We start from the raw sequence: 22627 nt of genomic DNA on the forward strand, positions 1-22627 counted from the left end.
GCACACCACCACAAACCGTGAGCCTGAGACCGGCAGCACCCGGAAGCCAGTAGGTAGCCAAGACACCCTTGGGTGGCAACCGTCCTTGCCACCCACGAGCCCGTTTATTTCCACCATTTCGACAACACCTTCGTGGTGACCGAGCAGAGGTACTCTCGGACTTTCCTTTGCCCGCGAAGGCAGGAGTCGCGATGAGACCGCTTCCCCCTGCCTCACGCTGGTGTCTCATCGTCCTCGGGGTCACGGTCTGCTATTTCGCCACCGCCCAGATCGGGATCCAGTGGGCGATCGTGCGGGAGCAGATCTCGCCGCTGTGGCCCGCCGCGGGGGTCGCGCTGGCCACGCCGATGCTGCTGGGCCCGCGGTTCTGGCCGGGGATCTTCCTCGGCGCGCTTCTGACGAACATCGCGCTCGGCCCCTCAGTGGGCACGGTGCTGGTGATCTCCCTGGGGAACACGGCCGGCCCGATGCTGGCATACGCGGTGATGCGGCGGCTGGGTTTCCGCACCGAACTCGACCGGCTTCCCGACGCCGTCCTCCTGGTGGCGGTCGGGGCGATCGGGGGCACGGCCGTCAGCGCCGTCCTGGGCACCGGCGTGCTGGTCTCCGGCGGCGCGCTGAGCCCCGGCGAGTTCTGGGCGACCGCGCTCGTGTGGTGGACGGGCGACGCGATGGGCGTCCTGACGATCACGCCGCTGCTGCTCCTGGCGCCGAGGTTCCGTTTGCCCAGGCGGGTTCCGCTCGTGCGTTGGGGCGAGGCGGCGGCGCTCGCGCTCTTCGGCCTCGGCACGGCCGCCCTCGCGTCCACGACGACGCCGAAGCTGTTCGTGGTCTTCCCCGTGCTCATCTGGGCGGCGCTGCGCTTCCGGCAAGCCGGAGCGCTGCTGTGCTCCTTGTGCGTCTGCACGGTCACGATCTTCGCCGCGATCCGAGGACTCGGCCCCTACGGTTCCTACGAGCTGACGACCAGGATGCTGCACGTCCAGGCCTACGACGCCACCGTCGGGCTCACCGCGCTGACGTTGTCCACGATCGTCCTGCAACGCGACCGCGCGACGGCCGAGATCGCCGACGCCTGGCGCCAGATCACCGAGATGGTGGACCTGATCGCGCCGCGCCAGTCCTTGCGCAGCGCCATCACCCAGCACGACGACGAGGCTCAGGCGGCCTGTTCGTCGAGGAAACGGTCGAGGTAGCGCCAGGTCGTCCCGCGGGCCTTCCGGCCGGTGAGGACGCCCAGGTGCCCGCCGGGCGCGGTCTCGAAGGTCACCGACGGCGAGTTGTCCAGCAGTTCGGTGAGCCGTTCGACCGCGGCGCGCGGGGCGATCGTGTCGTTCTGCCCGGCGATGACCAGCGTCGGCACCTTCACCCCGGACAGCGCGATGATGCGGCCGTTGAGGTCGACCGTGCCCTCGGCGAGGTCGTTGGCGCGGAAGAACCGGTGGTAGATCTGGCCGAACGTCCGCCCGGGGTAGGCGATCATGTTGTCCATGAAGTGGTCGACGGCCTCGATCTGCGCCAGGTAGTCCCGGTCGTCGAGATTCTTCAGGATGGCAAGGGGTTTGGTGATCTCCTTGCTGATCCCGGTCGCCCGGAAGACGCGGCTGACCAAATAGGACGGTGCGCCGCCGAGCGCCCGGTAGAACGGGGTCAGCAGGTGGCCGCCGGTGAGGTCCACCAGCGGGCGGAACGGGGCGATCAGCGGGATCGCGGTGAAATCGAACGGCGACGCGATGGTGGCGATCGATTCGATCGGAAGGTCGGGCTGATCGGCGGTGGTCAGCAGGGAGAAGATCCCGCCGAGGCACCAGGCCACGACGTGCACGCCCTGGCCGCCCGAGTCCTCGCTGACCTTGCGGATCGCGCGCGGGAGGACCTCTTCGATCCAGTGCTCGATGCCGAGGCGCCGGTCCGAGAAGGCGACGTTCCCGTAGTCGACCAGGTAGGTGTTGCGGCCGCCCTCGACCAGGTGCTCGGCCAGGCTGCATCCGCGGCGCAGGTCGAAGCACAGCGCGGGCGCGGCCAGCGGCGGCACCAGCAGCACCGGCGGGCCCTCCTGGGCTCCCTTGCCGTTGGTCAGCCGGTATAGGGAACGATTCGGGCCCTGGTCGATCAGGACGCGCGGCACCGGGCGAAGATCCGCGACACCACCGTGCAGCACCTTCCCGACGACGTTCGACGCGGCGGCGGCGAGCCGTGCCGGGGGTGTGGCCATGGTGTGCCTCCTGGGGAATCAACGCGGTAAGACGTAATCTTGCCGCTTGGGAGCGCACGACTCAACACCGCCGCCGTCACAGGCCGTCCTTTTCGGACAGTCGCTAGGCCGTCCGAGTTAAGAATCGGCGCCCTTTTCCGCCGCCGGGGCACTCCGCGCGGCCCGCGATTCGTACTCCGCCCGGGCGGAGGAATGCGTTGCGGAGGAAAGAATCTTGTCGCCGCCGAGGGCCCTGAGCAGGCCTTCGCCGAGACGACGCGGAAGCAGTCGTGTGATCCTGCCCATGGCGTCCAGCGATGCGGGAACGAAGACGTCGAACTTGGGACGGCGCAACGCATCGACAATGGCCTGCGCCACATCTTCGGGCTGCACCGATTTGAAGAACTTCGCCTCGCCGAGCCCGCTGGCCAGCTCCGTGCGCACCACCGCGGGCATCACGCACGACACCAGCACGCCGGTCCCGTGCAATTCCAGATGCACCGATTCCGACAGGCCGACGACGGCGTGTTTCGTCGCGCAGTAGGTCGCGGCGCCGGGGAATCCGGCCTTCCCCGCCATCGAGGCGATGTTGACGATGTGGCCGGTGCCACGCGGGCGCATCCGTTTCACGGCTTCCCTGGTGCCGTGGATGACCGCGTGCAGGTTGATCTCGAGCAGCCTGCGGGTCGCCGCGTCGTCCTCTTCGTCGAGCGGCGCGAGCGGCATGATGCCCGCGTTGTTGATCAGCACGTCGATCGGGCCGACGCGCCGCTCGACCTCGTCGAGGAACTCGGTGAAACCCTTCGTGTCGGTGACGTCGAGCGGCAGCGCCTCCGCGCCCAGTTCGGCCGCGGTCTTCTCGGCGAGAACCTGGTCCAGGTCTCCGATGACCACCTTGGCGCCGAGCCGGGACAGCGCCGTCGCGGTACTGGCCCCGATGCCCTGCGCCGCTCCGGTGATCACGACGACCTTGCCCGCCAGGGAACGTTCACGCTTGGCCATGCCGGTCTCCTCTGCGACTTCATTGTCCGGGGCACTGTTGGCGATGTGTCAACTATGGTGCACCCGAAGCCGCATCCACGCCATCCATCGATGCCCCCGCCACCACCCTCAACGGAGGAGCTGCGCTCCCAAGCCTAAATCAGCGGCCGCTGCTCGAACACCTGCCCGATCCAGCCCTTGACGTCGAAGCGTTCCGTCGGTTTGAAGCCCTGGCTCTCGTAATAACGCTGCAGGTCGCCGTCACCACCGGCCCAGCAGTCGACCCGCACCAGCCCGATGCCGCGTTCCCGCGCCTCGGCCAGCGCGAACTCGATGAGCCGCGAGCCGACCCGGTGCCCGGTGAACCGGCGCGAGGTCAGCAGCAGGCCGATGTAGATCTCCGGCTCGTCGACCGGCGAGACATGCGGGAAACGGTCGCCGAGGATGATCGCGCCGGCCACCTCGCCGTCGATCTCGGCGAGGTACAGCCCCGGTCCGTCGGCCATCCCGCGGACCCGCTCGACCCGTTTCGGGATCGTGGACCACGGCTCGCTTCCCCACTGCCCTTCGCTGCCGCGCGAGGCGAGCCACGCGACGACCTCGTCGAACATGTCCAGCAACGTTTGGAAATCCCCAGAACCACCCTGGCGGATGATGAAGTCGCTCATCCTTCCGTTCTACAACATCGTGAGGACGCGCGGACCTTCTGTGGTGATCGCGACCGTGTGCTCGACGTGCGCGGCCCTGGCACCGCGGACGGTGCGCAGCGTCCAGCCGTCATCGTCGGTCCGGTAGGCGTCGCGGCCGTCGGCGATGAGCATCGGCTCGATCGCCAGCACCAGCCCCGGTTGGAGACGCATGCCGCGACCCGGCTTGCCCTCGTTCGGCAGATGCGGGTCCTCGTGCATGCTGCGGCCGATCCCGTGGCCGCCATGGTGAGCGAGGAGGCCGTAGCCCGCTTCGCGACCGACAGTGCCGACAGCGTGGGAAATGTCGCCCATCCTGCCGCCCGCCTGCGCGGCGGCGATCCCCGCGGCCAGAGCGCGCTCGGTGGTCGCGATGAGTTCGAGGTCGGCGGGATCGGCCTCGCCGACGACGTAGCTGATCGCCGCGTCGCCGTGCCAGCCGTCGATGTAGGCGCCGGCGTCGATGCTGACCAGGTCGCCGTCGCGCAGCCGGTAGTCCGACGGGATGCCGTGGACCACGGCGTCGTTGACGCTCGCGCAGATCACGGCGGGGAACGGGGTCGGCGCGGAGTGCGGGCGATAGTGGAGGAACGACGGTTTCGCGCCGGCGTCCCTGATCACCTGCGCGGCGATCTCGTCCAGCTCTTTCAGGCTCACGCCGATCGCCGACGCCTCTTTCGCCGCTTGCAACGTCTGCGCCACGACACGGCCGGATTCGCGCATGGCGTCCAGCTCGGCGGCGGATTTCAACTCGACCATGCCGATAACTATACCGGTATAGTTATCGGCATGGTCAAGGGTGTCAGGCCACGCCGAGGTGCCGCGCGATCAGCATGCGCTGCACCTCCGAGGTCCCCTCGCCGATCTCCAGGATCTTCGCGTCGCGGTAGAAGCGGCTCACCGGGAACTCGTTCATGAAGCCGTACCCGCCGAAGATCTGCGTCGCGTCGCGCGAGTTGTCCATGGCTGCGTTCGACGCGACGAGCTTCGCGATCGAGGCCTCCTTCTTGAACGGCTCACCGCGCAGCATCTTCGACGCCGCCGCGTAGTACGCCAGCCGCGCGGTGTGCGTGCGCACCTCCATGTCGGCGATCTTGAACTGGATCGCCTGGTATTCGCCGATCTTGTGCCCGAACGCCTCGCGTTCCTTGACGTACCGCAGGCATTCGTCGACACAGCCCTGCGCGAGCCCGACGCTCAGCGCGGCGATCGCGACCCGGCCTTCGTCCAAAATGGACAGGAACTGTGCGTACCCGCGGCCGCGCTCGCCGACCAGGTTCTCGGCTGGGACACGGACGTCGTCGAACGAAAGCTCGTGCGTGTCCGAGCAGTTCCAGCCGACCTTGGAGTACTTCGGCGCGACGGCGAAGCCCGGGGTGCCGGACGGGACGATGATCGCCGAGATCTCCTTGCGCCCGTTCTCCTTCACGTCGGTGACGGCGGTGACCGTGACCAGTTTCGTGATGTCGGTGCCGGAGTTGGTGATGAACGACTTGCTGCCGTTGATCACCCAGGTGTCGCCGTCGAGTTTCGCGCGCGTGCGGGTGGCGCCGGCGTCCGAGCCGCCTCCGGGTTCGGTGAGCCCGAAGGCGCCGAGCGCGGTGCCGGCGCACAGCTCCGGGAGCCACTTCTCCTTCTGCTCCTCGGTGCCGAACCGGTAGATCGGCATGGCTCCCAGGGAAACGCCCGCCTCGACGGTGATCGCGACCGAGGAATCGACGCGCGCCAACTCCTCCAGGGTCAGGCAGAGCGCGAAGTAGTCGCCGCCCATGCCGCCGTACTCCTCGGGGAACGGCAGCCCGAACAGGCCCATGTCGGCCATCTTCGCGACGATCTCGTACGGGAATTCCTCCCGCTCGTAGAGGTCGCCGATGACCGGGGCGACCTCGGAGCGCGCGAATTCCTCGACCGTCTTGCGCAGCGCCTCGTACTCGTCATCCAGCCGAAAGTCGATCATTGCTCATCCTTTTGGGGTGTCACGACGGCTACCGTCTCGTCCAGCGCGACCTGTTGGCCTGCCCGGACGGGGAGTTCGCTGACCACGCCGTCGATCGGCGCGGTGATCGTGTGCTCCATCTTCATCGCCTCGACGACCACGAGCGGGGTCCCGGCGGTCACCACGTCACCGGCCGCGGCCTTGACCACGAGCACGGTCCCCGGCATCGGGCTGGTGACCGGTCCGGCGCCGCCCGCGGCACCGGCGGCCGAACGCAGCCGTTCACGCTCGCCGATCGCGAAGCTGTGCCCGTCGCGCGCGAGCCACACCGTCCGGCCGGTCCCGGCCGCGTGCCGGTAGCGGTGGAAACCGGTGGGATGCCGCACTTCCAGCAGATCGCCGAGGCGTCGCGCGGACACCTTCACCGGCTCGGCGCCGTCGACACTGACGAGCGCGTTCGCGGGCGTGCCCTGAACCCGCACGACGGCTTCGGAACTTCCCGACTTCAACGCGAAGTCGATCCCGCCCGAACCGCCGAGCCGCCAGCCGTCCGGGACGTCCCACGGATCGACGACGTCTCCTTGGGGTTGCAGGGAAAGCAGCCGGTCGAGCGCCGCCGCCACGAAGAACTCCGGCGGCACCTCCTCGGAGACCAAAGTGGACAGTCGCCGGTCGACGAGACCGGTGTCGAGCTTGCCGTCACGGACGTCGCCGTCGGCGAGCAGCGCGCGCAGGAAGGCGACGTTGGTGCCGAGGCCGAGCAGCGCGGTGTCCGCGAGCGCCAGATCGAGCCGGTGCAACGCGGCCGCCCGGTCCGGTCCCCAGGCGATGACCTTGGCCAGCATCGGGTCGTAGTTCGAGCCGATGACCGCGCCCTCGCTCATCCACGAGTCGACGCGCACGCCCTCGCCGGACGGCTCGTGGACCGCGAGCACGGTGCCACCCGTCGGGATGAAACCGCGAGCGGGATCTTCGGCGTAGACACGGGCTTCGACGGCGTGTCCGTCCAGCCGGACGTCGTCCTGCGCCACGGTGAGCACGTCACCGGCGGCGATCTTGACCTGCCACTCGACGAGATCGAGCCCGGTCACCAGCTCGGTCACCGGATGCTCGACCTGCAGCCGGGTGTTCATCTCCATGAAGAAGAACTCGTCGGGCGCGGTGGCCGACACGATGAACTCGACCGTCCCCGCGCCGACGTACCCGACCGAACGCGCGGCCTCGACGGCGGACGCGCCCATCTTCGCGCGCGTGGCTTCGTCGAGGAGCACCGACGGCGCCTCTTCGATGATCTTCTGGTGCCGCCGCTGCAGGCTGCACTCGCGCTCACCGAGGTGGATCACGTTGCCGTGCTTGTCGGCGAGCACCTGGATCTCGATATGGCGCGGCGTGGTGACGAACCGCTCCATGAGCAGCGTGTCGTCGCCGAAGGAACCCTTGGCCTCGCGGCGCGCGGATTCCACGGCCGCGTCCAATTCGGACAGTTCGGTGACCAGCCGCATTCCCTTGCCGCCGCCACCGGCGGACGGTTTGAGCAGCAGCGGAAAGCCGACCTTCTCCGCGGCGGCGGCGAAACCGCATTCGGGAATGTCCACATCGGACGCCCCGGGTACGACAGGGACCCCGGCCTTGGACACCGTCGCCTTGGCGCGGATCTTGTCGCCCATGGCGTCGATGGCCTCGACCGGCGGGCCGATGAAGACCAGGCCGGCTTCGGCGCAGGCGCGGGCGAATTCCGCGTTCTCCGCGAGGAAGCCGTAACCGGGATGGACCGCCTGCGCGCCCGTGTCGAGCGCCGCCTGGACGATCGCGGGAATGGACAGATAGCTCTTCGCCGCTTCGGCCGGGCCGATGCGGACAGCCGTGTGCGCCTCCCGGACGTGCCGGGCGTCCGCGTCCGCGTCGCTGTACACCGCGACCGAACGGATGCCGAGCCCCTGCAGCGAGCGGATCACGCGGACCGCGATCTCCCCGCGGTTGGCGACCAGAACCGTGTCGAACATGCTCACATCCTGAAGACGCCGTAGTTGACATCGGACAAGGGCGCGTTGGCCGTCGCCGACAGCGCGAGGCCGAGCACCGTGCGGGTGTCCGCCGGGTCGATCACGCCGTCGTCCCACAGCCGCGCCGTCGAGTAGTACGGGCTCCCCTGCGCCTCGTACTGGTCGCGGATCGGCTCCTTGAAGGCCTCTTCGTCCTCAGCGGACCATTCGCCGCCGCGTGCCTCGATGGCGTCGCGGCGGACCGTGGACAGCACCGACGCCGCCTGCTCGCCGCCCATCACCGAGATCCGCGCGTTCGGCCACATCCACAGGAACCGCGGCGAGTACGCGCGGCCGCACATCGAATAGTTGCCCGCGCCGAACGAGCCGCCGATGACGACGGTCAGCTTCGGCACCCGCGCGCAGGCCACCGCGGTGACCATCTTCGCGCCGTGCTTGGCGATGCCGCCCGCCTCGTAGGCGCGGCCGACCATGAATCCGGTGATGTTCTGCAGGAACAGCAGCGGGATCGAGCGTTTGTCGCACAGCTCGATGAAATGCGCGCCCTTCATCGCGGACTCGGCGAACAGCACGCCGTTGTTCGCGATGATGCCGACGGGGTGGCCGTGGATCCGGGCGAACCCGGTGACCAGCGTCGAGCCGTACTCCTTCTTGAACTCGCCGAACCGGCTGCCGTCGACGATCCGCGCGATGACCTCGCGGACGTCGTAGGGCACGCGCGGGTCGGTCGAGACGACGCCGTACAGCTCGTTCGGGTCGGCGACCGGGGCCTCCGTCGGCAGGACGTCCCACGGGCGCGGCGTACGCGGGCCCAAGGTCGACACGATCGAGCGAACGATGCGCAAGGCGTCGGCGTCGTCTTCGGCCAGGTGGTCGGTGACGCCGGACTGGCGCGAGTGGACGTCGCCGCCGCCGAGTTCCTCGGCCGTGACGACCTCGCCCGTCGCGGCCTTCACCAGCGGCGGGCCGCCGAGGAAGATGGTGCCCTGGTTCCGCACGATGACCGCTTCGTCGCTCATCGCCGGGACGTACGCGCCGCCCGCGGTGCAGGAGCCGAGCACCGCGGCGATCTGCGGGATGCCCCGCGCGGACATCGTGGCCTGGTTGTAGAAGATCCGGCCGAAGTGCTCACGATCCGGGAAGACCTCGTCCTGCCTCGGCAGGAACGCGCCGCCGGAGTCCACCAGGTAGATGCACGGCAGGTTGTTGTGCAGCGCGACCTCTTGCGCGCGCAGGTGCTTCTTGACCGTCATCGGGTAGTACGTGCCGCCCTTGACCGTCGCGTCGTTGGCGACGATCACGCATTCGCGGCCCGAGACCCGCCCGATCCCGGTGATGATCCCGGCCGAAGGCGCCTCGTCGTCGTACAGTCCGGTGGCGGCCAGCGGGGACAGCTCCAGGAACGGCGAACCCGGGTCGAGGAGGGTGTCGACCCGGTCGCGTGGCAGGAGTTTGCCCCGCTCGACGTGGCGGGTGCGGGATTTCTCCGGGCCCCCGAGCCGGGCGGCGGCGAGCAGCTTGCGCAGGTCTTCGACCAGCTCGGCATGGGAGGTGACGCTGCGGGCGTACTCGTCGCTGCCCGGATCGGCCGAAGTGCTCAGTACGGGTGTGTCCATGGCTCCTCGTCGCCAAGTTAGCCGTCGTTAACTCGTGCCGTCAGGTTAACGTCCACTAACCCACTCTGTCCACCTCCCCTAAGCGCGTGAAGGCCCCCTTCCCTCGACTGAGCCGAGGGAAGGGGGCCTTCACGCGCGAAACGGTCAGCCGATCGCGGAGACCAGCGGGTTGTAGTAGCCGCCCCGCTGGCCGGCGGCCGTCGGGTGGTACGAGTTCACGATCGGCCAGGTGAGGCTGTGCAGGTAGTCGTCGGCCGACGAGCAGATGTTGTGCCCGGTGAACGCGGGCCGCACGTCGACGAACTTCGCGCCGTTGGCCGCGGCGCGGGCCGAGAGCACCGACGCCAGCGCGTCGGAACCCGAGTTGATCGCGGTGCGCTTCGTGTCGCTCAGCCCGACCGAGCACGAACCCGGCACCGTGTAGAAGCGCGGGTACCCGAGGACGACCAGCTTCGCGCTGGGCGCCTTCGCCTTGATCTTGCTGTAGACGTTGTTCAGCAGCCCGGGAAGCGTGTTGTTCACGTAGGTCTTCGCGGTGTTGACCCGGTTGATGCAGGTCTGGTCGCTGCCAGTGGTGCAGGTGGTCATGACGTCGGCGAAACCGGCGTCGTTGCCGCCGACCGAGACCGTCACCAGCGTGGTGCTGGAGGTGACGTTCGCGATCTGGTTGAGGACGTCGCCGGTGCGCGCCCCCGAGCACGCGACGAACTTGAAGGTGGTCCCGGCGTGGGCGTTGGCCCACAGCTGGGGATAGGCGTTGGCACTGCGCATGCAGTCGCCCGAGTTCCCGTAACTGCCGGCACCGACGCCGGACGAGTACGAGTCGCCGAGCGCCACGTAGTTGGTCGCCGCTTGGGCGGTGCCCGCGAGACCGAGGGTGGCAAGGACAGCGACCCCCAGGGCCGCACCTAAACGAGTGAAGGAAAGAGCTTTGATCCGAGCAGGGACGGCCATGGTCACTCCTTCGTGACAAGTTGACGAGAGACAGCATTACCAGGTGGTAACCCCACACAAAAGGGTCATTTCCCCAGGTAGCCCACTTGGCTCAGGCTGGAAGTACGGCCGCGTGTTAGCGCTCGCTAACACGCGGCCTTAATATGGCCAGATGCCGGCGAACCCCACCCCACTCGTGAACGGCGAGAAGGCGAACAGGCGCGAACAGATCATGGCCGCCGCCGCCGAGCTCTTCGCCCACCACGGTTTCCACGGCGTCGGCATCGACGACATCGGCGCGGCCGTCGGCATCTCCGGCCCGGCGCTGTACCGGCATTTCCGCAGCAAGGACGCCATTCTCGGCGAGATGCTGAACTCGATCAGCCGCTACCTCCTCGACGGCGGGACGGCCAGGGCGAGCCAGCGGGACGAGCCGGGCGAGGTTCTCGAAGCACTGGTGGATTTTCACGTCGATTTCGCGCTCACGCATCCCGCGCTGATCACCGTGCAGGAACGCAACCTCGCCAATCTCACCGACAGTGACCGCAAGCAGGTCCGCGCCCTCCAGCGCCAGTACGTCGAGGTCTGGGTGCGCGCGATCAGCGACGCCGTCCCCGGGATCGGCGAACGGCAGGCGCGCTCGGCGGCGCACGCGGTCTTCGGGTTGATCAACTCGACGCCGTACAACCGCCATCTCGGTGACAGCGAACTGGCCGAGATGCTCTGCCGTCTCGCGCTGGGTGCACTGCACTCCGCCAAGTGACCACGACCGGGTTTCGGCCTATCCCCACTTTTCCGTCCTCTGGTGTTTGATAGGCACGTGGAGCCGGACAGGAGCGAGTACGAGCGGAGGCTCGTCGAAAAGGCGCAGCGTGCGCTCGTGGCGATCAGCCTCGGGGAGGACGCCGAGGCGCTCGACGAGCTCATGCCGACCGCCGCCGAGCCGCAGGCCCGCTCCGACGAGACCAAAGAGCTCGTGATGATGCTGTTCGGTGAATGCAGCGCCATGGTGTCGACGCTGGGCGATGGAGGAAGTGCGCCGGTCAAGGTGCAGGTGTTCGACGAGGACGGTGAAGAGGTCTCCATCGACCAGGCGGACCCGCCCGTGCGGACGGCCGTCCGCACCCTGCTGGCCGAGGTGCACGGCAACAGCGAGGCCGCGCAGGAACAGGTCGAGATCGCGCTCGCCAACGCCGCGCCGGACGAGGTCGACAGTCTTGTGCTGCAGGCGCTGCGGTGGACGATCCGGCTGTCGGCGGAATGCCTGGACCGGGATCTGCCGGTGGCGCCCTGGATCTCGGACGCCGTCGCGGACTAGCCGCTCGCGCGCGTGGACAGCTCGCGTGACCGAATGGACGACACCCGTGTCTGGATGGACGACACGCGTGATCAGCCGGACGTCGCACGTGTCGTCCGCCTGATCACGAGAGTCGTCCGTCTGGTCACGTGTGTCGTCCGTCTGATCACGCGAGGCGGCTAACCCAGCAGCAGCTTCACCAGCCGCCCGATCTGCTCGGTCTCGATCAGGAACGAGTCGTGCCCGTAAGGCGAAGCGATGACGGCGAATTCCGCCCCGGCGACCCCGTCCGCGATGGCCCGCGACTGGTACAGCGGGTAGAGCCGGTCGCTGTCCACCCCGGCCGCGACCGTCCGCGCGGTGATCCGGCCGAGCGCGTTCGCGACACCGCCCCGTCCGCGGCCGACGTCGTGGGTGTTCATCGATTCGGTGAGCACCACGTAGCTGCCCGCGTCGAACCGGCGCGACAGCTTCCCGGCGTGATGGTCCAAATAGGACTCGACGGCGAACCGCCCGCCGCGCAGCGGGTCTTCACCGTCCTGATGGCGGTGGCCGAAGCGTTGCGCCAGTTCGGCTTCGCTGCGGTACGTCGCGTGCGCGATGCGGCGCGCGATGCCGAGTCCGGCGTCCGGGCCGCCGCCGGGAAGGTCGTAGTAGTCTCCGCTGTGCCAGCCCGGATCCGACCGGATGGCGTGCAGTTGCGGTGCGGCCCAGGCGATCTGGTCGGCCGACGCCTGCGCGGTCGACGCGAGGACGAGCAGCGCCGCGACCCGCTCCGGCTCGCTCACCGCCCATTCCAGCGCGCGCATCCCGCCCATGGAGCCGCCGATCACCGCGGCCCACCGGCCGATGCCGAGCGCGTCGGCGAGGACCACCTCCGCGCCCACCTGGTCCCGGACCGTCACAGCGGGAAACCTGCTGCCCCAAGGCTTTCCGTCCGGATGCGCGGAGGACGGACCGGTCGAGCCCTGGCAGCCGCCGAGCACGTTCGGGACCACGACGAAGAACGCGTCCGTGTCGATCGCCTTGCCCGGCCCGATCAGGCCGTCCCACCAGCCGGGGCTGACGTGACCTTCCTCCGCGGGGCCGACGGCGTGGCTGTCGCCGGTCAGGGCGTGCTCGACGAGGATCGCGTTGGAGGCACTGGGATTCAGCGTTCCCCAGGTCTCATAGGCGAGCGTGAACGGCAAGGTCCCGCCGGTTTCGAGCGCCTGGACGCCGTCGACGAAGCGGCGGCGTCCAGGCGGCTCTCCCTCTCGCCAAGCACCGGTCACAGAGCGGCCTTGGCCGCCCGGAATCCGGCTTCGAGGTCGGCCTTGAGGTCCTCGATCCCTTCCAGGCCGACGGCGAGCCGCACGAGGCCCGGCGTGACACCGCTCGACAGCTGCTCCTCCGGCGTGAGCTGGCTGTGCGTCGTCGAGGCCGGGTGCACGATCAGGCTGCGCACGTCGCCGATGTTGACCAGCTGGCTGTGCAGTTCCGTACCGTCCACAAAGGCCCGTCCGGCTTCGACACCGCCGCGCAGGTCGAACGAAAGCACCGCGCCGGCGCCCTTCGGCAGGTACTTCTTCGCGGCCTCGTGATACGGGCTCGACGGCAGCCCGGCGTAGTACACCTTCTCGACCTCGTCGCGCTGCTCCAGCCATTCGGCCAGTGCCTGCGCGTTGGACACGTGCCGCTCCAGACGCAGCGAAAGTGTCTCGATCCCTTGCAGGATCAGGAAACTGTTCAGCGGCGCGATCGCGGCTCCGGTGTCGCGCAGGATCTGGACGCGGGCCTTGGCCGCGTACGCGCCCGGGCCGAGCGCCTCCCAGTACTTGAGGCCGTGGTAGCTCGGGTCGGCTTCGTTGAACCCGGGGAAACGCGCCGGGTCCTTGCCGAAGTCGAACGTGCCGCCGTCGACCAGCACCCCGGCGACCGTGGTGCCGTGCCCGCCGAGGTACTTGGTCGCCGAGTGGACCACGATGTCGGCGCCGTGCTCGATCGGCCGGACGAGATACGGCGTCGGCACGGTGTTGTCCACGACCAGCGGGACACCCGACTCGTGCGCGGCGTCGGCGACCTTGCGGATGTCGAGCACGTTGCTGCCCGGGTTGGCCAGCGTCTCGGCGAAGAACAGTTTGGTGTTGGGCCGGACGGCCGCCTTCCACTGCTCGATGTCGTCCTGGTCCTCGACGAACGAGACCTCGATGCCGAGTTTCGGCAGCGTGTAGTGGAAGAGGTTGTAGGTGCCGCCGTAAAGCGCCGGGCTGGAGACGAAATGGTCACCCGAGTTCGCGAGGTTGAGGATGGCCGCCGTCGTGGCCGCGGTCCCGGAGGCGAACGCCAGCGCCGCGACGCCGCCTTCGAGCGCGGCGAGCCGCTGCTCCAGCACGTCCTGCGTGGGATTGTTGATCCGGGTGTAGATGTTGCCGGGCTCGGCGAGGCTGAAGAGATCGGCGCCGTGCTGGCTGTCGCGGAACACGTACGAGGTGGTCTGGTAGATCGGGGTCGCCCGCGCGCCGGTGGCGGTGTCCGGCGCCGCACCCGCGTGGATCTGCTTGGTCTCGAACGACCATCCGTCCGCGCTCATCGCGATTCTCCTAGCGGCTCAAGGGTTTCGGCTGTTGGCACCGAAGCTAGCTCCGCCGGACGGGGCACCCAACTGCTCTCAGGAGGTGGGATTCCTTTCCTGGAGAGCGAACCTGTTGCCCTCCGAATCGGTGAACATCGCCCACCAGCCCCACGGCTGCTTCTCCGGCCTGGCCGGGAACTCGACGCCTTTCGCCGAAAGCTCCTCATACGTCTTTTCGATGTCGTCGGCGTAGAAGAAGAAATTGCCCGTCGGGAGTTCGTCCCGCACCTCGAAGCGCTTGAGGTCCTCCGGCGCGGTGCTCAGGACGAGCGATGTCACCCCATCGGCTGAAGTGACCTCGACCCACCGGTTCCCTTCGTCGTCGTACGGCACATCGGTGGTGATCTCGAATCCGACGACCTCGGACCAGAACCGCTTCGCCCGTTCCTGATCCCGCACGCCGACCACGATCTTGTGCACACCTCGAATCGCCACGTCCCCGCTCCTTTGTATCCATCATGGATATAACGAGATCGGAGTGTATGCTTCGCGAATGGCCGACGGCAACCCGCAGCTCACCCCCGCGGCGTTCCAGACCCTGCTGGCGCTCGCGAAGGGGCGCGCGCACGGCTACGCGATCATGGGTTTCGTCGACGAGGTGAGCGGCGGCACCGCACAACTCGGGCCGGGCACCCTGTACCGGACCCTCGCCCGGCTCGTCGCCGACGGCCTGGTCGAGGAGGCCCCGGACGCGAGCGAGGACCAGCCGCACGACTCTCGCCGTCGTTACTACCGGCTGACCCGCGCCGGCCGCGAAGTCGCCGCCCGCGAAGCCGAGTTCCTGAGCAGGCTCGTCGCGGTCGCCGACCAGGCCGGGCTGCTGAAGCGCGCGGAGTCGGCGTGAGCCGGACGCTCGGCTTGGCGCCGCATCTGTTCGTCAAGGATGTCGACGCGTCGCTTTCCTTCTACGGCAAGGCGTTCGGCGCCGTGGAATTGTTCCGCAACGTCCTGCCGAACGGCGTCGTGCTGTTCGTGGAGATCGCCGTCGGCGACGCGCGGCTGCTGGTGAGCCAGGAGATCCCGCAGCTCGACGCGCTCGCTCCGTCGACGCTGGGCGGCACGCCGATGCTCTTGGTACTGGAGACCGAGGACCCCGACGACCTCGTACGGCGCGCGGTGTTCGCGGGCGCCCGGGTGGAGGCGCCGGTCGAGGAGATGTTCTTCGGCGAGCGCTACGGCCGGATCGCCGACCCCGACGGCCACCGGTGGGCATTGACCACGAAACGCGAACGGTTCACGCCCGAGGACATCGACGCGAGGACGCCCCGCGAGGTCTGACGTGTGCGGCGGTCCCGCCTGCTGGACAATCGCCCCATGGTTTCGGTGCGCACTGTCGTCGACCGGGTGGGGCCGACGCTGCTGCACGCCCTCCAGGTCCCCGAGGAGTCCCCCGCGGTCGGTGACGTCGTCATCGCCGAACCCGGCCACACCCTCGCCGCGGGTGACCTCGTCCTCGGCGTCGCGATCACCGAAACACCGGAAGCCGCCGAACTCGTCAAGCTCAGCGCGGCCAAAGGCGCCGCCGCCGTCCTGCTGAAACCCCCGCTCGCGGCGAAGCCCTCGGTGAAACGGGCGGCGAAATCGGCGGACATCGCGTTGATCGAGGTGCGGTCCGCGACGTCGTGGGCCCAGCTCGTCTGGCTGCTCAGGACGGTCCTCGACGCGCTGGCCGACGAGTCGGACGCGCTGGAGGACGGTGGCGGCCCCGGTTCCGGTGACCTGTTCCGGCTCGCCGACGCGGTCGCCTCGGTGGTCGACGCGCCCGTGACCATCGAGGACACCAACTCGCGGGTGCTCGCCTACTCGGCCCGGCAGGACCTGACCGACTCGGCGCGCGTGTCCACGATCATGGGCCGCCGCATCCCGGACGACGTGCTCGCGCGGTTCCGGTCGCGAGGGGTGTTCCGCGAGCTTTCCCGCGGGCGGCAGACGATCTTCGTGCCCGCGCAACGCGACGGCACCCTGCCGCGGCTCATCGTGCCGATCCGGATGGGCGGCGAACTGCTGGGGTCGATGTGGGCGGTCGTCGCGGGCCCGGTCTCCGACGAACGCGCGGCCGCGTTCGCCGACGCGGCCCCCGTCGTCGCACTCCACCTGCTGCGCCGCCGCGCGCACACCGATTCGCAACGCCGGGTCTCGGCCGAGCTCCTGCGCGCGCTCCTCGAAGGGAAGGCCAGCCCGCGCAAGGCGATCGCGGAACTCGACCTGTCCGAGGAGCCGCACCGCGTGGTCGTCATCGAGGTCTCCGGCGGTGACGGCCGTGACGACGAGGGCTTGCGGCTCGCGCTGCTCGAACGGATCTCGCAGGGTGTCGGCAGGCGGCCGGTGGCCACCGAACTCGGCGGCGTCCTCTATGCCGTCGTGCCGGAGGGCGACGGCTGGGGCGAACTCCGGGCGGCCCTCGAAGCCCTGCCGTCGTCGCGGAAGGGCGGGACGCCGAGGGCGGCCGCCGGCTCGGCCTGCGAAATCGGCGAGCTCGCGACTTCACGGCTCCAGGCCGACGAGGCGCTGGGCCTGCTTCGCGCGAAGCTCGTCCCTGGCCGTGTCGTGGTCTTCGACGAGGCGTGGACAGCCCTTTCGCTGCACCGCGGCGCGACGGCGGCGAGCACCTCGAAGGTCGCCGAGCTCGGACCGCTCGGCCTGCTGCGCGCGCACGACGAAGCCCACGAGAGCGGCTACGTCGACACGCTCTACCAGTGGCTGCGGCATCCGGGAGACCCGCGCGCGGCCGCGAAGGAACTCCGGATCCATCCCAACACCCTCCGGTACCGGATGCGACGGCTGCTCGACCTCGTCCCGCTGGATCTCGACGATCCCGACGTCCGGCTGGCGCTGATCACGCAACTCGTTTCCCTGCGGTGGAGTTGATTCCACTACAAACTGCTCGATGCCGAATACTTTGTAGCGCGACATTCCGCGCCCGGACGTCAGGAAAGGGTCTTTCAGGACGGAAAACGTCTTGAAAGACCCTTTCATGACATTCGACGGTTCAGTGCGCGCTGGCGCGATATCCGTCCTCAATGGTCTGCCGTACCGCGGCGAGCAGATCGGCACCGGGGTAAAGCGGCAAAAGAACACCGGGGCCACCGTCGACCCGAAGCGCGGCTTCGTATCCGTGCCCGGGGGTTTCGACAAGGCCGACGATGACATCGGCCGGATTGCCTTCGGTGTCGACGGTGCGGACACGCCGCTCCCGCCGCCAGTCCTGTTTTGTCATGCGGAACAGAATGGCAGCTTACCGGCCAGTAAGATCAACATCTTGACTCGATCGTGCTGCATTTACCGATCCGCAGGTTGCACGACCGCGCCCACCCCCAGCGAACGCGGCCGTGCGGACCGTTCCTTTCACCTCGGGATCATCGTGCAGGTAAGAACGAAAACGCGCATCCCATTTGCTCTCGCCGGGACCGGGAGACCGGCTCGGACATCAGATTTCGAGCAACGTCTTGCCGAGCGCGCCCCGCGACTGCATGACCGCGTGCGCGTCCGCCGCCCGCTCGAGCGGGAACCGTTGGCCGATCACGGGTTCCAGCCGTCCGGCGGCCGCCTCGGCGAGCGCGGACTCGGTGAACGCCCGCATCTGCTCCGGTCCGCCGAGGCCGCGGATCACCGTGACCCCGCGCGCGGCGGCGTCCTCTTCGGACACCTCCGTCCACGAACCACTCGACAGGCCGTAGATCAGCATCCGCCCGCCCTGCCTCAGCAAGCCGAACGACGTCGTCCCGATTTCGCCGCCGACACCGTCGAACACGACATCGACCTCTCCCGCCTTCTCCGCCCAGCCGGGCTCCCGGTAGTCGACAGCCAGATCGGCGCCGTGCTCCCGGACGTGCTCGACCTTCGCCGCACCACCCGCCGCGCCGACGACCTCGGCACCCGCGGCCTTCGCGAGCTGGACGGCCAGCCCGCCGACCCCTCCAGCCGCCGCCTCGACCAGCACGCGCTCCCCCGGCCGGATCCGCGCGGCGGTCACGAGCGCGGTCGCCGTGCGGCCGTCCGCCAGGATCGCCACGGCGGCGTCGAGGGCCAGGCCGTCCGGCACTTCGAAGACGGCGCCGGCGTCGACCGCGACCCGTTCCGCGTAGCCCCCGGAACCGCCGGTCGAGGTCACGACGCGCTTGCCGACCAGGCCGAGGTCGGCCCCTTCACCGACCGCGCTGATCACGCCACCGACACCGTTGCCGGGGATCATCGGCGGCTCGGCGCGGAACGGCCCGCCCCCGCCCGCCCGGAACTGCGTCTCGACGAACGTGATGTTGGCGAACGCCACCTCGATCAGGACCTGGCCCGCTGCGGGCACCGGATCCGGGGCATCGCCCGCGACGAGCACTTCGGGCCCGCCGAACTCTTTCAACCACACGGCTCTCATGTGACCCAAGGTGCAAGCTCCAGTTGACTGGAGGTCAAGCGATTGTGCCGGGAAAACCATGATCGGTTCTCAACACTGTCACCGGCGGACGATGACACCGCCGTCCGGGTGGCTCACCGTGAGTGGCAGCACCTTTGTTCGCAGAACCGTCGCCAGGAGGCTTTCCGTGCGTATCGCCGTCCCCCGTGAGATCAAGAAGCATGAATACCGGGTGGCGCTCACCCCGGCGGGCGTGCACGAACTGACCGGGCGCGGCCACGACGTCTTCGTCGAGACCGGCGCCGGCGTCGGCTCGTCCATCTCCGACGACGAGTACGTCGCCGCGGGCGCGAAGATCCTCGCCACCGCCGAGGAGACCTGGTCCGAGGGCGAACTCGTGCTCAAGGTCAAGGAGCCGATCGCCGAGGAGTACCCGCGGCTGCGCGCCGACCAGGTGCTGTTCACCTACCTGCACATCGCCGCGGACCGGCCGCTGACCGACGCGCTGCTGGCCGCCGGCACCACCGCGATCGCCTACGAGACGGTGCAGACCCCGAACCGCGCGCTGCCGCTGCTCGCGCCGATGTCCGAGGTCGCCGGACGGCTGGCGCCGCAGGTGGGCGCTTTCTCCCTGATGAAGCCGAGCGGTGGCCGCGGTGTGCTGCCCGGTGGCATCCCCGGCGTCCACCCGGCGCGCGTGGTCGTGATCGGCGGCGGTGTCGCCGGCCTCAACGCGGCGCGGGTCGCGCTCGGCCTCGGCTCGGACGTCGAGATCCTCGACACCAACGTCGACCGCCTCCGCCAGATCGACAACGACTTCGGCGGCCGCATCCGCACGGTGACCTCGAACGCGCTGTCGGTCGAGCAGTCCGTGCTGGAGGCCGACATGGTCATCGGCGCGGTGCTCGTGCCCGGCGCGAAGGCCCCGAAGCTGGTCTCGAACGACCTCGTTTCGCGGATGCGTCCCGGCAGCGTGCTGGTGGACATCGCGATCGACCAGGGCGGCTGCTTCGCCGACTCGCGGCCGACCACGCACGACGAGCCGACCTACAAGGTCCACGAGTCGGTGTTCTACTGCGTCGCGAACATGCCGGGCGCGGTGCCCCGCACCTCGACCTACGGCCTGACCAACGTGACGCTGCCGTACGCCGTGCAGCTGGCGGACCACGGCTGGCAGAAGGCGCTGCAGGCCGACGCTTCGCTGGCGAAGGGCCTCAACACGCACGCGGGCGCGCTGACCAACGCCCCGGTCGCGGCCGCGCACGACCTGCCCGCCACGGAGCTGGCCGCCGTCCTGGCCTGACCCCCACGCCACACTCCCACGCGAGGGACCTTTGCCACCCCAGTGCAAAGGTCCCTCGCTCCTTTTTGCGCCTTTCCGGCCACGGCGCTCTGCGCCGTCGGCCCCCCTCGCGAACCGGCGCCGACCGCACCGTGGGGGTCCGGGGGGCTCGGCCCCCCGGGTGATACGACGAAGCCCCACCTTCGGGAAGACGCGCCAGCGTCGACCGAAGTGGGGCAAAGGGGCTGAGGGCGGCCCGCTCGACCAGCCTGGGGGTCACTGGGAGCGGGCCGCCTCCTACATCGTAGGTAATAAGTCGCCGTCGCGCTGCATGGGGCCGCCATGTCTTCCGAATTATTTCTTCACAGACCTCTGGCGCGGTCGGTGATTTTCCGCGCTCTGCGTCGTATATCCGGTAGTCAGCGGCCATTCGGCGCAGCGGCGGGTGCCCTGGAGGGCGGATCCGCCACCCGGTCGAACGTGACGAAGGTCGCTTTCGGTGGATTGACCCCTTCCTCGGGTGCGGACTCACCCCGTGAGGCAGGATGTCGCGTGATCGGCCTTCGTCAACAAAAGGGGACGGTATGCACGACGGCAGTGGCCGCATCGCGGTGCAGAACCTGAGCAAGCAGTTCGGTGCGGTCAACGCGGTCCAGAATCTGAGCTTCACGGTGGAGCCCGGTTCGGTGACCGGCTTCCTGGGGCCCAACGGGGCCGGGAAGACCACGACGCTGAGGATGCTGCTCGGGCTGGTGACGCCCACGAACGGCACGGCGACCATCAACGGGCGCCCGCACGACCAGCTGGGGAATCCGGCGCGGGTCGTCGGTTCGGTGCTGGAGAACGAGGGGTTCCACCCGGGACGCACGGCGCGGAATCACCTGCGCGTGTACTCGGCGGCGATCGGGATGCCGGATCAGCGGGTGGACGAGGTCCTGGGGCTGGTGGGTCTTTCGTCGGCGGCGGACCGCAAGGCGGGCGGGTTCTCGCTCGGTATGCGGCAGCGGCTGGCGCTGGCGACGGCGTTGCTTGGGAATCCGCAGGTGCTGGTGCTGGACGAGCCGACGAACGGGCTCGACCCCGAGGGCATCCTGTGGCTTCGGAACTTCCTGCGCGCGTACGCGCGTGAGGGGCGCACGGTGCTGGTCTCGAGCCACCTCCTGAACGAGGTGGAGCAGACGATCGACCAGGTCGTGATCATCAGCCAGGGCATGACGCGCTACAACGGCTCACTGGACCAGTTGCGCAAGAGCAACCAGTCGCGGGTGCTGGTGCAGTCCGCCGACGCGAGCGGTCTCGTCTCCGCGTTGCAGGAGGCCGGGATCACGCAGGTCGCGCCGATGCCGGACGGCCGGGTCGCGGTCTCCGGCGCGACGGTGCAGCAGATCGGTGACGTCTCCGCGAAGGCGAGCATCGCGGTCTACGGCATGCAGGAGGAGACGGCGGATCTGGAGCGCATGTTCTTCCAGCTGACGCAGGGCCAGTACGCCGCGCCGCCGCCCGGGTTCCAGCAGGGCCCGCCGCCGGGTTACCAGGGTCCGCCTCCGGGTTATCAGGGCCCGCCGCCCGGGTATCAGGGGCCGCCGCCCGGCTATGCGCCGCAGAACACGCCGCCGCCCGGTTTCGCGCCGCCGCAGCAGTTCCAGCAGCAGGGTCAGCCGCCGCAGCAACCGCAGTACCAGCAGGCGCCGCCTCAGCAGGCGCAGCAGCAGGGCCAGAACGAGGGCTGGGGAGGCCAGGGCTGATGGGCAACCTGATCAAGGCGGAGTTCCGCAAGACGCTCACGCTCAAGGCGTGGTGGGCGCTGATGATCCCCGCGGTGGTCTTCGCTTTCGCGTTCGCCCTGTTCTGGGGCATGGTCACCAACGACTTCAGCGATTTCCTGGGCCGCTCGGACACCCGTGAGCTGACCGAGGCGCTCGGCATCTCGACCGGTGAGCTGCCCGTCGGCCTGCTCGCCCTCGGGCACGGCATCAACATCGGCACGATGATTCCGATCATCTTCGGTGTCTTCGCCCTCGCCGGCGAGTACACGAAGAAGACGATCACGACGACGTTCCTCACCGCCCCGAACCGGGTTTCGGCGTTGAGCGCGAAGATGATCACCTACATCGTCTGGGGCGCGATCTACGGCGTCATCATCGTGGCCGCGGCGAGCCTCGGCACCGTGATCACGGTCGACAGCCAGCGCCTGCCGACCGCCGGTCAGTGGCTCGGCGTGCTGGGCGCGGGTGTCCTCGCGACGATCCTGGCGACCCTGTTCGGTATCGGCGTCGGCGCGGTCTGGCGCAGCGTGGTCGGCAGCATCATCACGCTGACCATCTGGATGCTGGTGGTCGAGAACGTACTGGTGTTCGTCATGTTCGGCGCCGCGGACATCACCTGGCTGGGCGGCGTCCTGCCGAACGGCACGGTGAACGGCATCGTGGGCGCCATCGGCGCGGAGGCGTTCGGCGCCGCCGGTGTGAAGGTGCCCGGCCTGCAGGACGAGACGGCGTGGGCGCTGCAGTACGCGGCCGGTGCGCCCGGCGCGTTCTCGTGGTGGGCGTCGGCGCTCATCTTCTTCGGCTGGACGATGATCTTCTTCCTCGCCGGCTGGGCCGTGAACCAGAAGAAGGACATCACGTAGGTCACACCTGCCCCACCCAAGCGCCATAAAAGGTCCTTTCCTTGCAAATTTTGCAAGGAAAGGACCTTTCATGGCGTTCGGCCCTGCGCGAACCGGCCGGTCCTGTCG

At 69.0% G+C, this 22627-nt stretch carries 22 protein-coding genes; 9 read left to right on the forward strand and 13 right to left on the reverse strand.

Annotated features, from left to right (window positions below):
- Positions 1-191 precede the first annotated feature (191 nt).
- A complete protein-coding gene (locus tag DMC61_RS15475; protein ID WP_125689848.1) occupies positions 192-1196 on the forward strand; it encodes an MASE1 domain-containing protein in 1005 nt (334 codons plus the stop codon).
- On the opposite strand, the gene DMC61_RS15480 is transcribed toward DMC61_RS15475, so the two are convergent.
- From DMC61_RS15480 to DMC61_RS15515, 8 genes are all read right to left on the reverse strand, one after another.
- Complete coding sequence (locus DMC61_RS15480; RefSeq protein WP_016337018.1) at positions 1160-2215, reverse strand: alpha/beta fold hydrolase; 1056 nt, start codon at positions 2213-2215, stop codon at positions 1160-1162. The two genes, DMC61_RS15475 and DMC61_RS15480, sit on opposite strands and share 37 nt — an antisense overlap.
- 117 nt (positions 2216-2332) lie before the next feature.
- A complete protein-coding gene (locus tag DMC61_RS15485) occupies positions 2333-3196 on the reverse strand; it encodes an SDR family oxidoreductase (RefSeq protein WP_038508730.1) in 864 nt (287 codons plus the stop codon).
- Between the two features lie 134 nt (positions 3197-3330).
- Positions 3331-3843 (reverse strand): GNAT family N-acetyltransferase, encoded by a 513-nt coding sequence (locus tag DMC61_RS15490; RefSeq protein WP_125689849.1) that lies wholly within the window; start codon positions 3841-3843, stop codon positions 3331-3333.
- Between the two features lie 9 nt (positions 3844-3852).
- Entirely contained in the window at positions 3853-4620 is a 768-nt protein-coding gene (gene map, locus DMC61_RS15495) for a type I methionyl aminopeptidase (protein ID WP_125689850.1), read from the reverse strand.
- Between the two features lie 43 nt (positions 4621-4663).
- The gene (locus tag DMC61_RS15500) at positions 4664-5818 is read right to left on the reverse strand and encodes an acyl-CoA dehydrogenase family protein (RefSeq protein ID WP_016337022.1); all 1155 of its coding nucleotides are present in this window, start codon (positions 5816-5818) and stop codon (positions 4664-4666) included.
- Positions 5815-7800, reverse strand: coding sequence for a biotin carboxylase N-terminal domain-containing protein (locus tag DMC61_RS15505; protein WP_125689851.1), 1986 nt, complete (start codon positions 7798-7800; stop codon positions 5815-5817). Before DMC61_RS15505 ends, DMC61_RS15500 begins: the two co-directional genes overlap by 4 nt.
- A 2-nt stretch (positions 7801-7802) precedes the next feature.
- Positions 7803-9416 (reverse strand): carboxyl transferase domain-containing protein, encoded by a 1614-nt coding sequence (locus DMC61_RS15510; RefSeq protein WP_125689852.1) that lies wholly within the window; start codon positions 9414-9416, stop codon positions 7803-7805.
- 144 nt (positions 9417-9560) lie between these two features.
- Entirely contained in the window at positions 9561-10370 is an 810-nt protein-coding gene (locus DMC61_RS15515) for an SGNH/GDSL hydrolase family protein (protein WP_125689853.1), read from the reverse strand.
- Positions 10371-10521: 151 nt separating this feature from the next.
- On the opposite strand from DMC61_RS15515, the gene DMC61_RS15520 reads away from it, so the two are divergent.
- Together DMC61_RS15520 and DMC61_RS15525 are read left to right on the forward strand one after the other, a co-directional pair.
- Positions 10522-11112, forward strand: coding sequence for a TetR/AcrR family transcriptional regulator (locus DMC61_RS15520; protein WP_016337026.1), 591 nt, complete (start codon positions 10522-10524; stop codon positions 11110-11112).
- 57 nt (positions 11113-11169) lie between these two features.
- Complete coding sequence (locus tag DMC61_RS15525; protein WP_016337027.1) at positions 11170-11667, forward strand: hypothetical protein; 498 nt, start codon at positions 11170-11172, stop codon at positions 11665-11667.
- A gap of 158 nt (positions 11668-11825) precedes the next feature.
- Here DMC61_RS15525 and DMC61_RS15530 read toward each other — a convergent pair whose 3' ends face one another.
- The 3 genes from DMC61_RS15530 to DMC61_RS15540 form a co-directional block, all read right to left on the reverse strand.
- Positions 11826-12920 carry a homoserine O-acetyltransferase gene (locus tag DMC61_RS15530; RefSeq protein WP_125689854.1) on the reverse strand — a complete coding sequence of 365 codons (1095 nt, stop codon included), beginning with the start codon at positions 12918-12920 and terminating at the stop codon, positions 11826-11828.
- Positions 12917-14218, reverse strand: coding sequence for a bifunctional o-acetylhomoserine/o-acetylserine sulfhydrylase (locus DMC61_RS15535; protein ID WP_125689855.1), 1302 nt, complete (start codon positions 14216-14218; stop codon positions 12917-12919). Before DMC61_RS15535 ends, DMC61_RS15530 begins: the two co-directional genes overlap by 4 nt.
- Before the next feature lie 78 nt (positions 14219-14296).
- Positions 14297-14695 (reverse strand): VOC family protein, encoded by a 399-nt coding sequence (locus DMC61_RS15540; RefSeq protein WP_063272205.1) that lies wholly within the window; start codon positions 14693-14695, stop codon positions 14297-14299.
- A gap of 58 nt (positions 14696-14753) precedes the next feature.
- Here DMC61_RS15540 and DMC61_RS15545 point away from each other — a divergent pair, with 58 nt between their 5' ends.
- The 3 genes from DMC61_RS15545 to DMC61_RS15555 are packed head-to-tail and all read left to right on the forward strand — an operon-like array spanning position 14754 to position 17128.
- Entirely contained in the window at positions 14754-15104 is a 351-nt protein-coding gene (locus DMC61_RS15545; RefSeq protein WP_037341136.1) for a PadR family transcriptional regulator, read from the forward strand.
- Complete coding sequence (locus DMC61_RS15550) at positions 15101-15538, forward strand: VOC family protein (protein ID WP_125689856.1); 438 nt, start codon at positions 15101-15103, stop codon at positions 15536-15538. The genes DMC61_RS15545 and DMC61_RS15550 overlap by 4 nt, the downstream gene beginning before the upstream one ends.
- 36 nt (positions 15539-15574) lie before the next feature.
- Positions 15575-17128: a CdaR family transcriptional regulator gene (locus tag DMC61_RS15555; protein ID WP_125689857.1), complete on the forward strand. Its 1554-nt coding sequence runs from the start codon at positions 15575-15577 to the stop codon at positions 17126-17128.
- A 121-nt stretch (positions 17129-17249) separates the two neighbouring features.
- Here the strand turns inward: DMC61_RS15555 and DMC61_RS15560 are convergent, their stop codons facing one another.
- A complete protein-coding gene (locus DMC61_RS15560; RefSeq protein WP_016337034.1) occupies positions 17250-17477 on the reverse strand; it encodes a hypothetical protein in 228 nt (75 codons plus the stop codon).
- Between the two features lie 210 nt (positions 17478-17687).
- A complete protein-coding gene (locus DMC61_RS15570; RefSeq protein ID WP_125689858.1) occupies positions 17688-18629 on the reverse strand; it encodes a zinc-binding dehydrogenase in 942 nt (313 codons plus the stop codon).
- Positions 18630-18795: 166 nt separating this feature from the next.
- Here DMC61_RS15570 and ald point away from each other — a divergent pair, with 166 nt between their 5' ends.
- From ald to DMC61_RS15585, 3 genes are all read left to right on the forward strand, one after another.
- Entirely contained in the window at positions 18796-19911 is a 1116-nt protein-coding gene (ald, locus tag DMC61_RS15575; protein ID WP_016337037.1) for an alanine dehydrogenase, read from the forward strand.
- 563 nt (positions 19912-20474) lie between these two features.
- Complete coding sequence (locus DMC61_RS15580) at positions 20475-21635, forward strand: ABC transporter ATP-binding protein (RefSeq protein WP_125689859.1); 1161 nt, start codon at positions 20475-20477, stop codon at positions 21633-21635.
- A complete protein-coding gene (locus DMC61_RS15585) occupies positions 21635-22519 on the forward strand; it encodes an ABC transporter permease subunit (protein WP_016337044.1) in 885 nt (294 codons plus the stop codon). Before DMC61_RS15580 ends, DMC61_RS15585 begins: the two co-directional genes overlap by 1 nt.
- Positions 22520-22627: the final 108 nt, after the last annotated feature.

The sequence above is a fragment of the Amycolatopsis sp. WAC 04169 genome (genome assembly GCF_003947535.1).
GTDB classification, from domain to species: Bacteria; Actinomycetota; Actinomycetes; order Mycobacteriales; family Pseudonocardiaceae; genus Amycolatopsis; species Amycolatopsis keratiniphila.

Coding starts and splice junctions, on each gene's coding strand:
- DMC61_RS15475 (WP_125689848.1), top strand. CDS start 192: ATGAGACCGCTTCCCCCTGCCTCACGCTGGTGTCTCATCGTCCTCGGG.
- DMC61_RS15500 (WP_016337022.1), bottom strand. CDS start 5,818: ATGATCGACTTTCGGCTGGATGACGAGTACGAGGCGCTGCGCAAGACG.
- DMC61_RS15560 (WP_016337034.1), bottom strand. CDS start 17,477: ATGACAAAACAGGACTGGCGGCGGGAGCGGCGTGTCCGCACCGTCGAC.
- DMC61_RS15505 (WP_125689851.1), bottom strand. CDS start 7,800: ATGTTCGACACGGTTCTGGTCGCCAACCGCGGGGAGATCGCGGTCCGC.
- DMC61_RS15510 (WP_125689852.1), bottom strand. CDS start 9,416: ATGGACACACCCGTACTGAGCACTTCGGCCGATCCGGGCAGCGACGAG.
- map (WP_125689850.1), bottom strand. CDS start 4,620: ATGGTCGAGTTGAAATCCGCCGCCGAGCTGGACGCCATGCGCGAATCC.
- DMC61_RS15545 (WP_037341136.1), top strand. CDS start 14,754: ATGGCCGACGGCAACCCGCAGCTCACCCCCGCGGCGTTCCAGACCCTG.
- DMC61_RS15535 (WP_125689855.1), bottom strand. CDS start 14,218: ATGAGCGCGGACGGATGGTCGTTCGAGACCAAGCAGATCCACGCGGGT.
- DMC61_RS15570 (WP_125689858.1), bottom strand. CDS start 18,629: ATGAGAGCCGTGTGGTTGAAAGAGTTCGGCGGGCCCGAAGTGCTCGTC.
- DMC61_RS15555 (WP_125689857.1), top strand. CDS start 15,575: ATGGTTTCGGTGCGCACTGTCGTCGACCGGGTGGGGCCGACGCTGCTG.
- DMC61_RS15490 (WP_125689849.1), bottom strand. CDS start 3,843: ATGAGCGACTTCATCATCCGCCAGGGTGGTTCTGGGGATTTCCAAACG.
- DMC61_RS15515 (WP_125689853.1), bottom strand. CDS start 10,370: ATGGCCGTCCCTGCTCGGATCAAAGCTCTTTCCTTCACTCGTTTAGGT.
- DMC61_RS15520 (WP_016337026.1), top strand. CDS start 10,522: ATGCCGGCGAACCCCACCCCACTCGTGAACGGCGAGAAGGCGAACAGG.
- DMC61_RS15580 (WP_125689859.1), top strand. CDS start 20,475: ATGCACGACGGCAGTGGCCGCATCGCGGTGCAGAACCTGAGCAAGCAG.
- DMC61_RS15585 (WP_016337044.1), top strand. CDS start 21,635: ATGGGCAACCTGATCAAGGCGGAGTTCCGCAAGACGCTCACGCTCAAG.
- DMC61_RS15485 (WP_038508730.1), bottom strand. CDS start 3,196: ATGGCCAAGCGTGAACGTTCCCTGGCGGGCAAGGTCGTCGTGATCACC.
- DMC61_RS15480 (WP_016337018.1), bottom strand. CDS start 2,215: ATGGCCACACCCCCGGCACGGCTCGCCGCCGCCGCGTCGAACGTCGTC.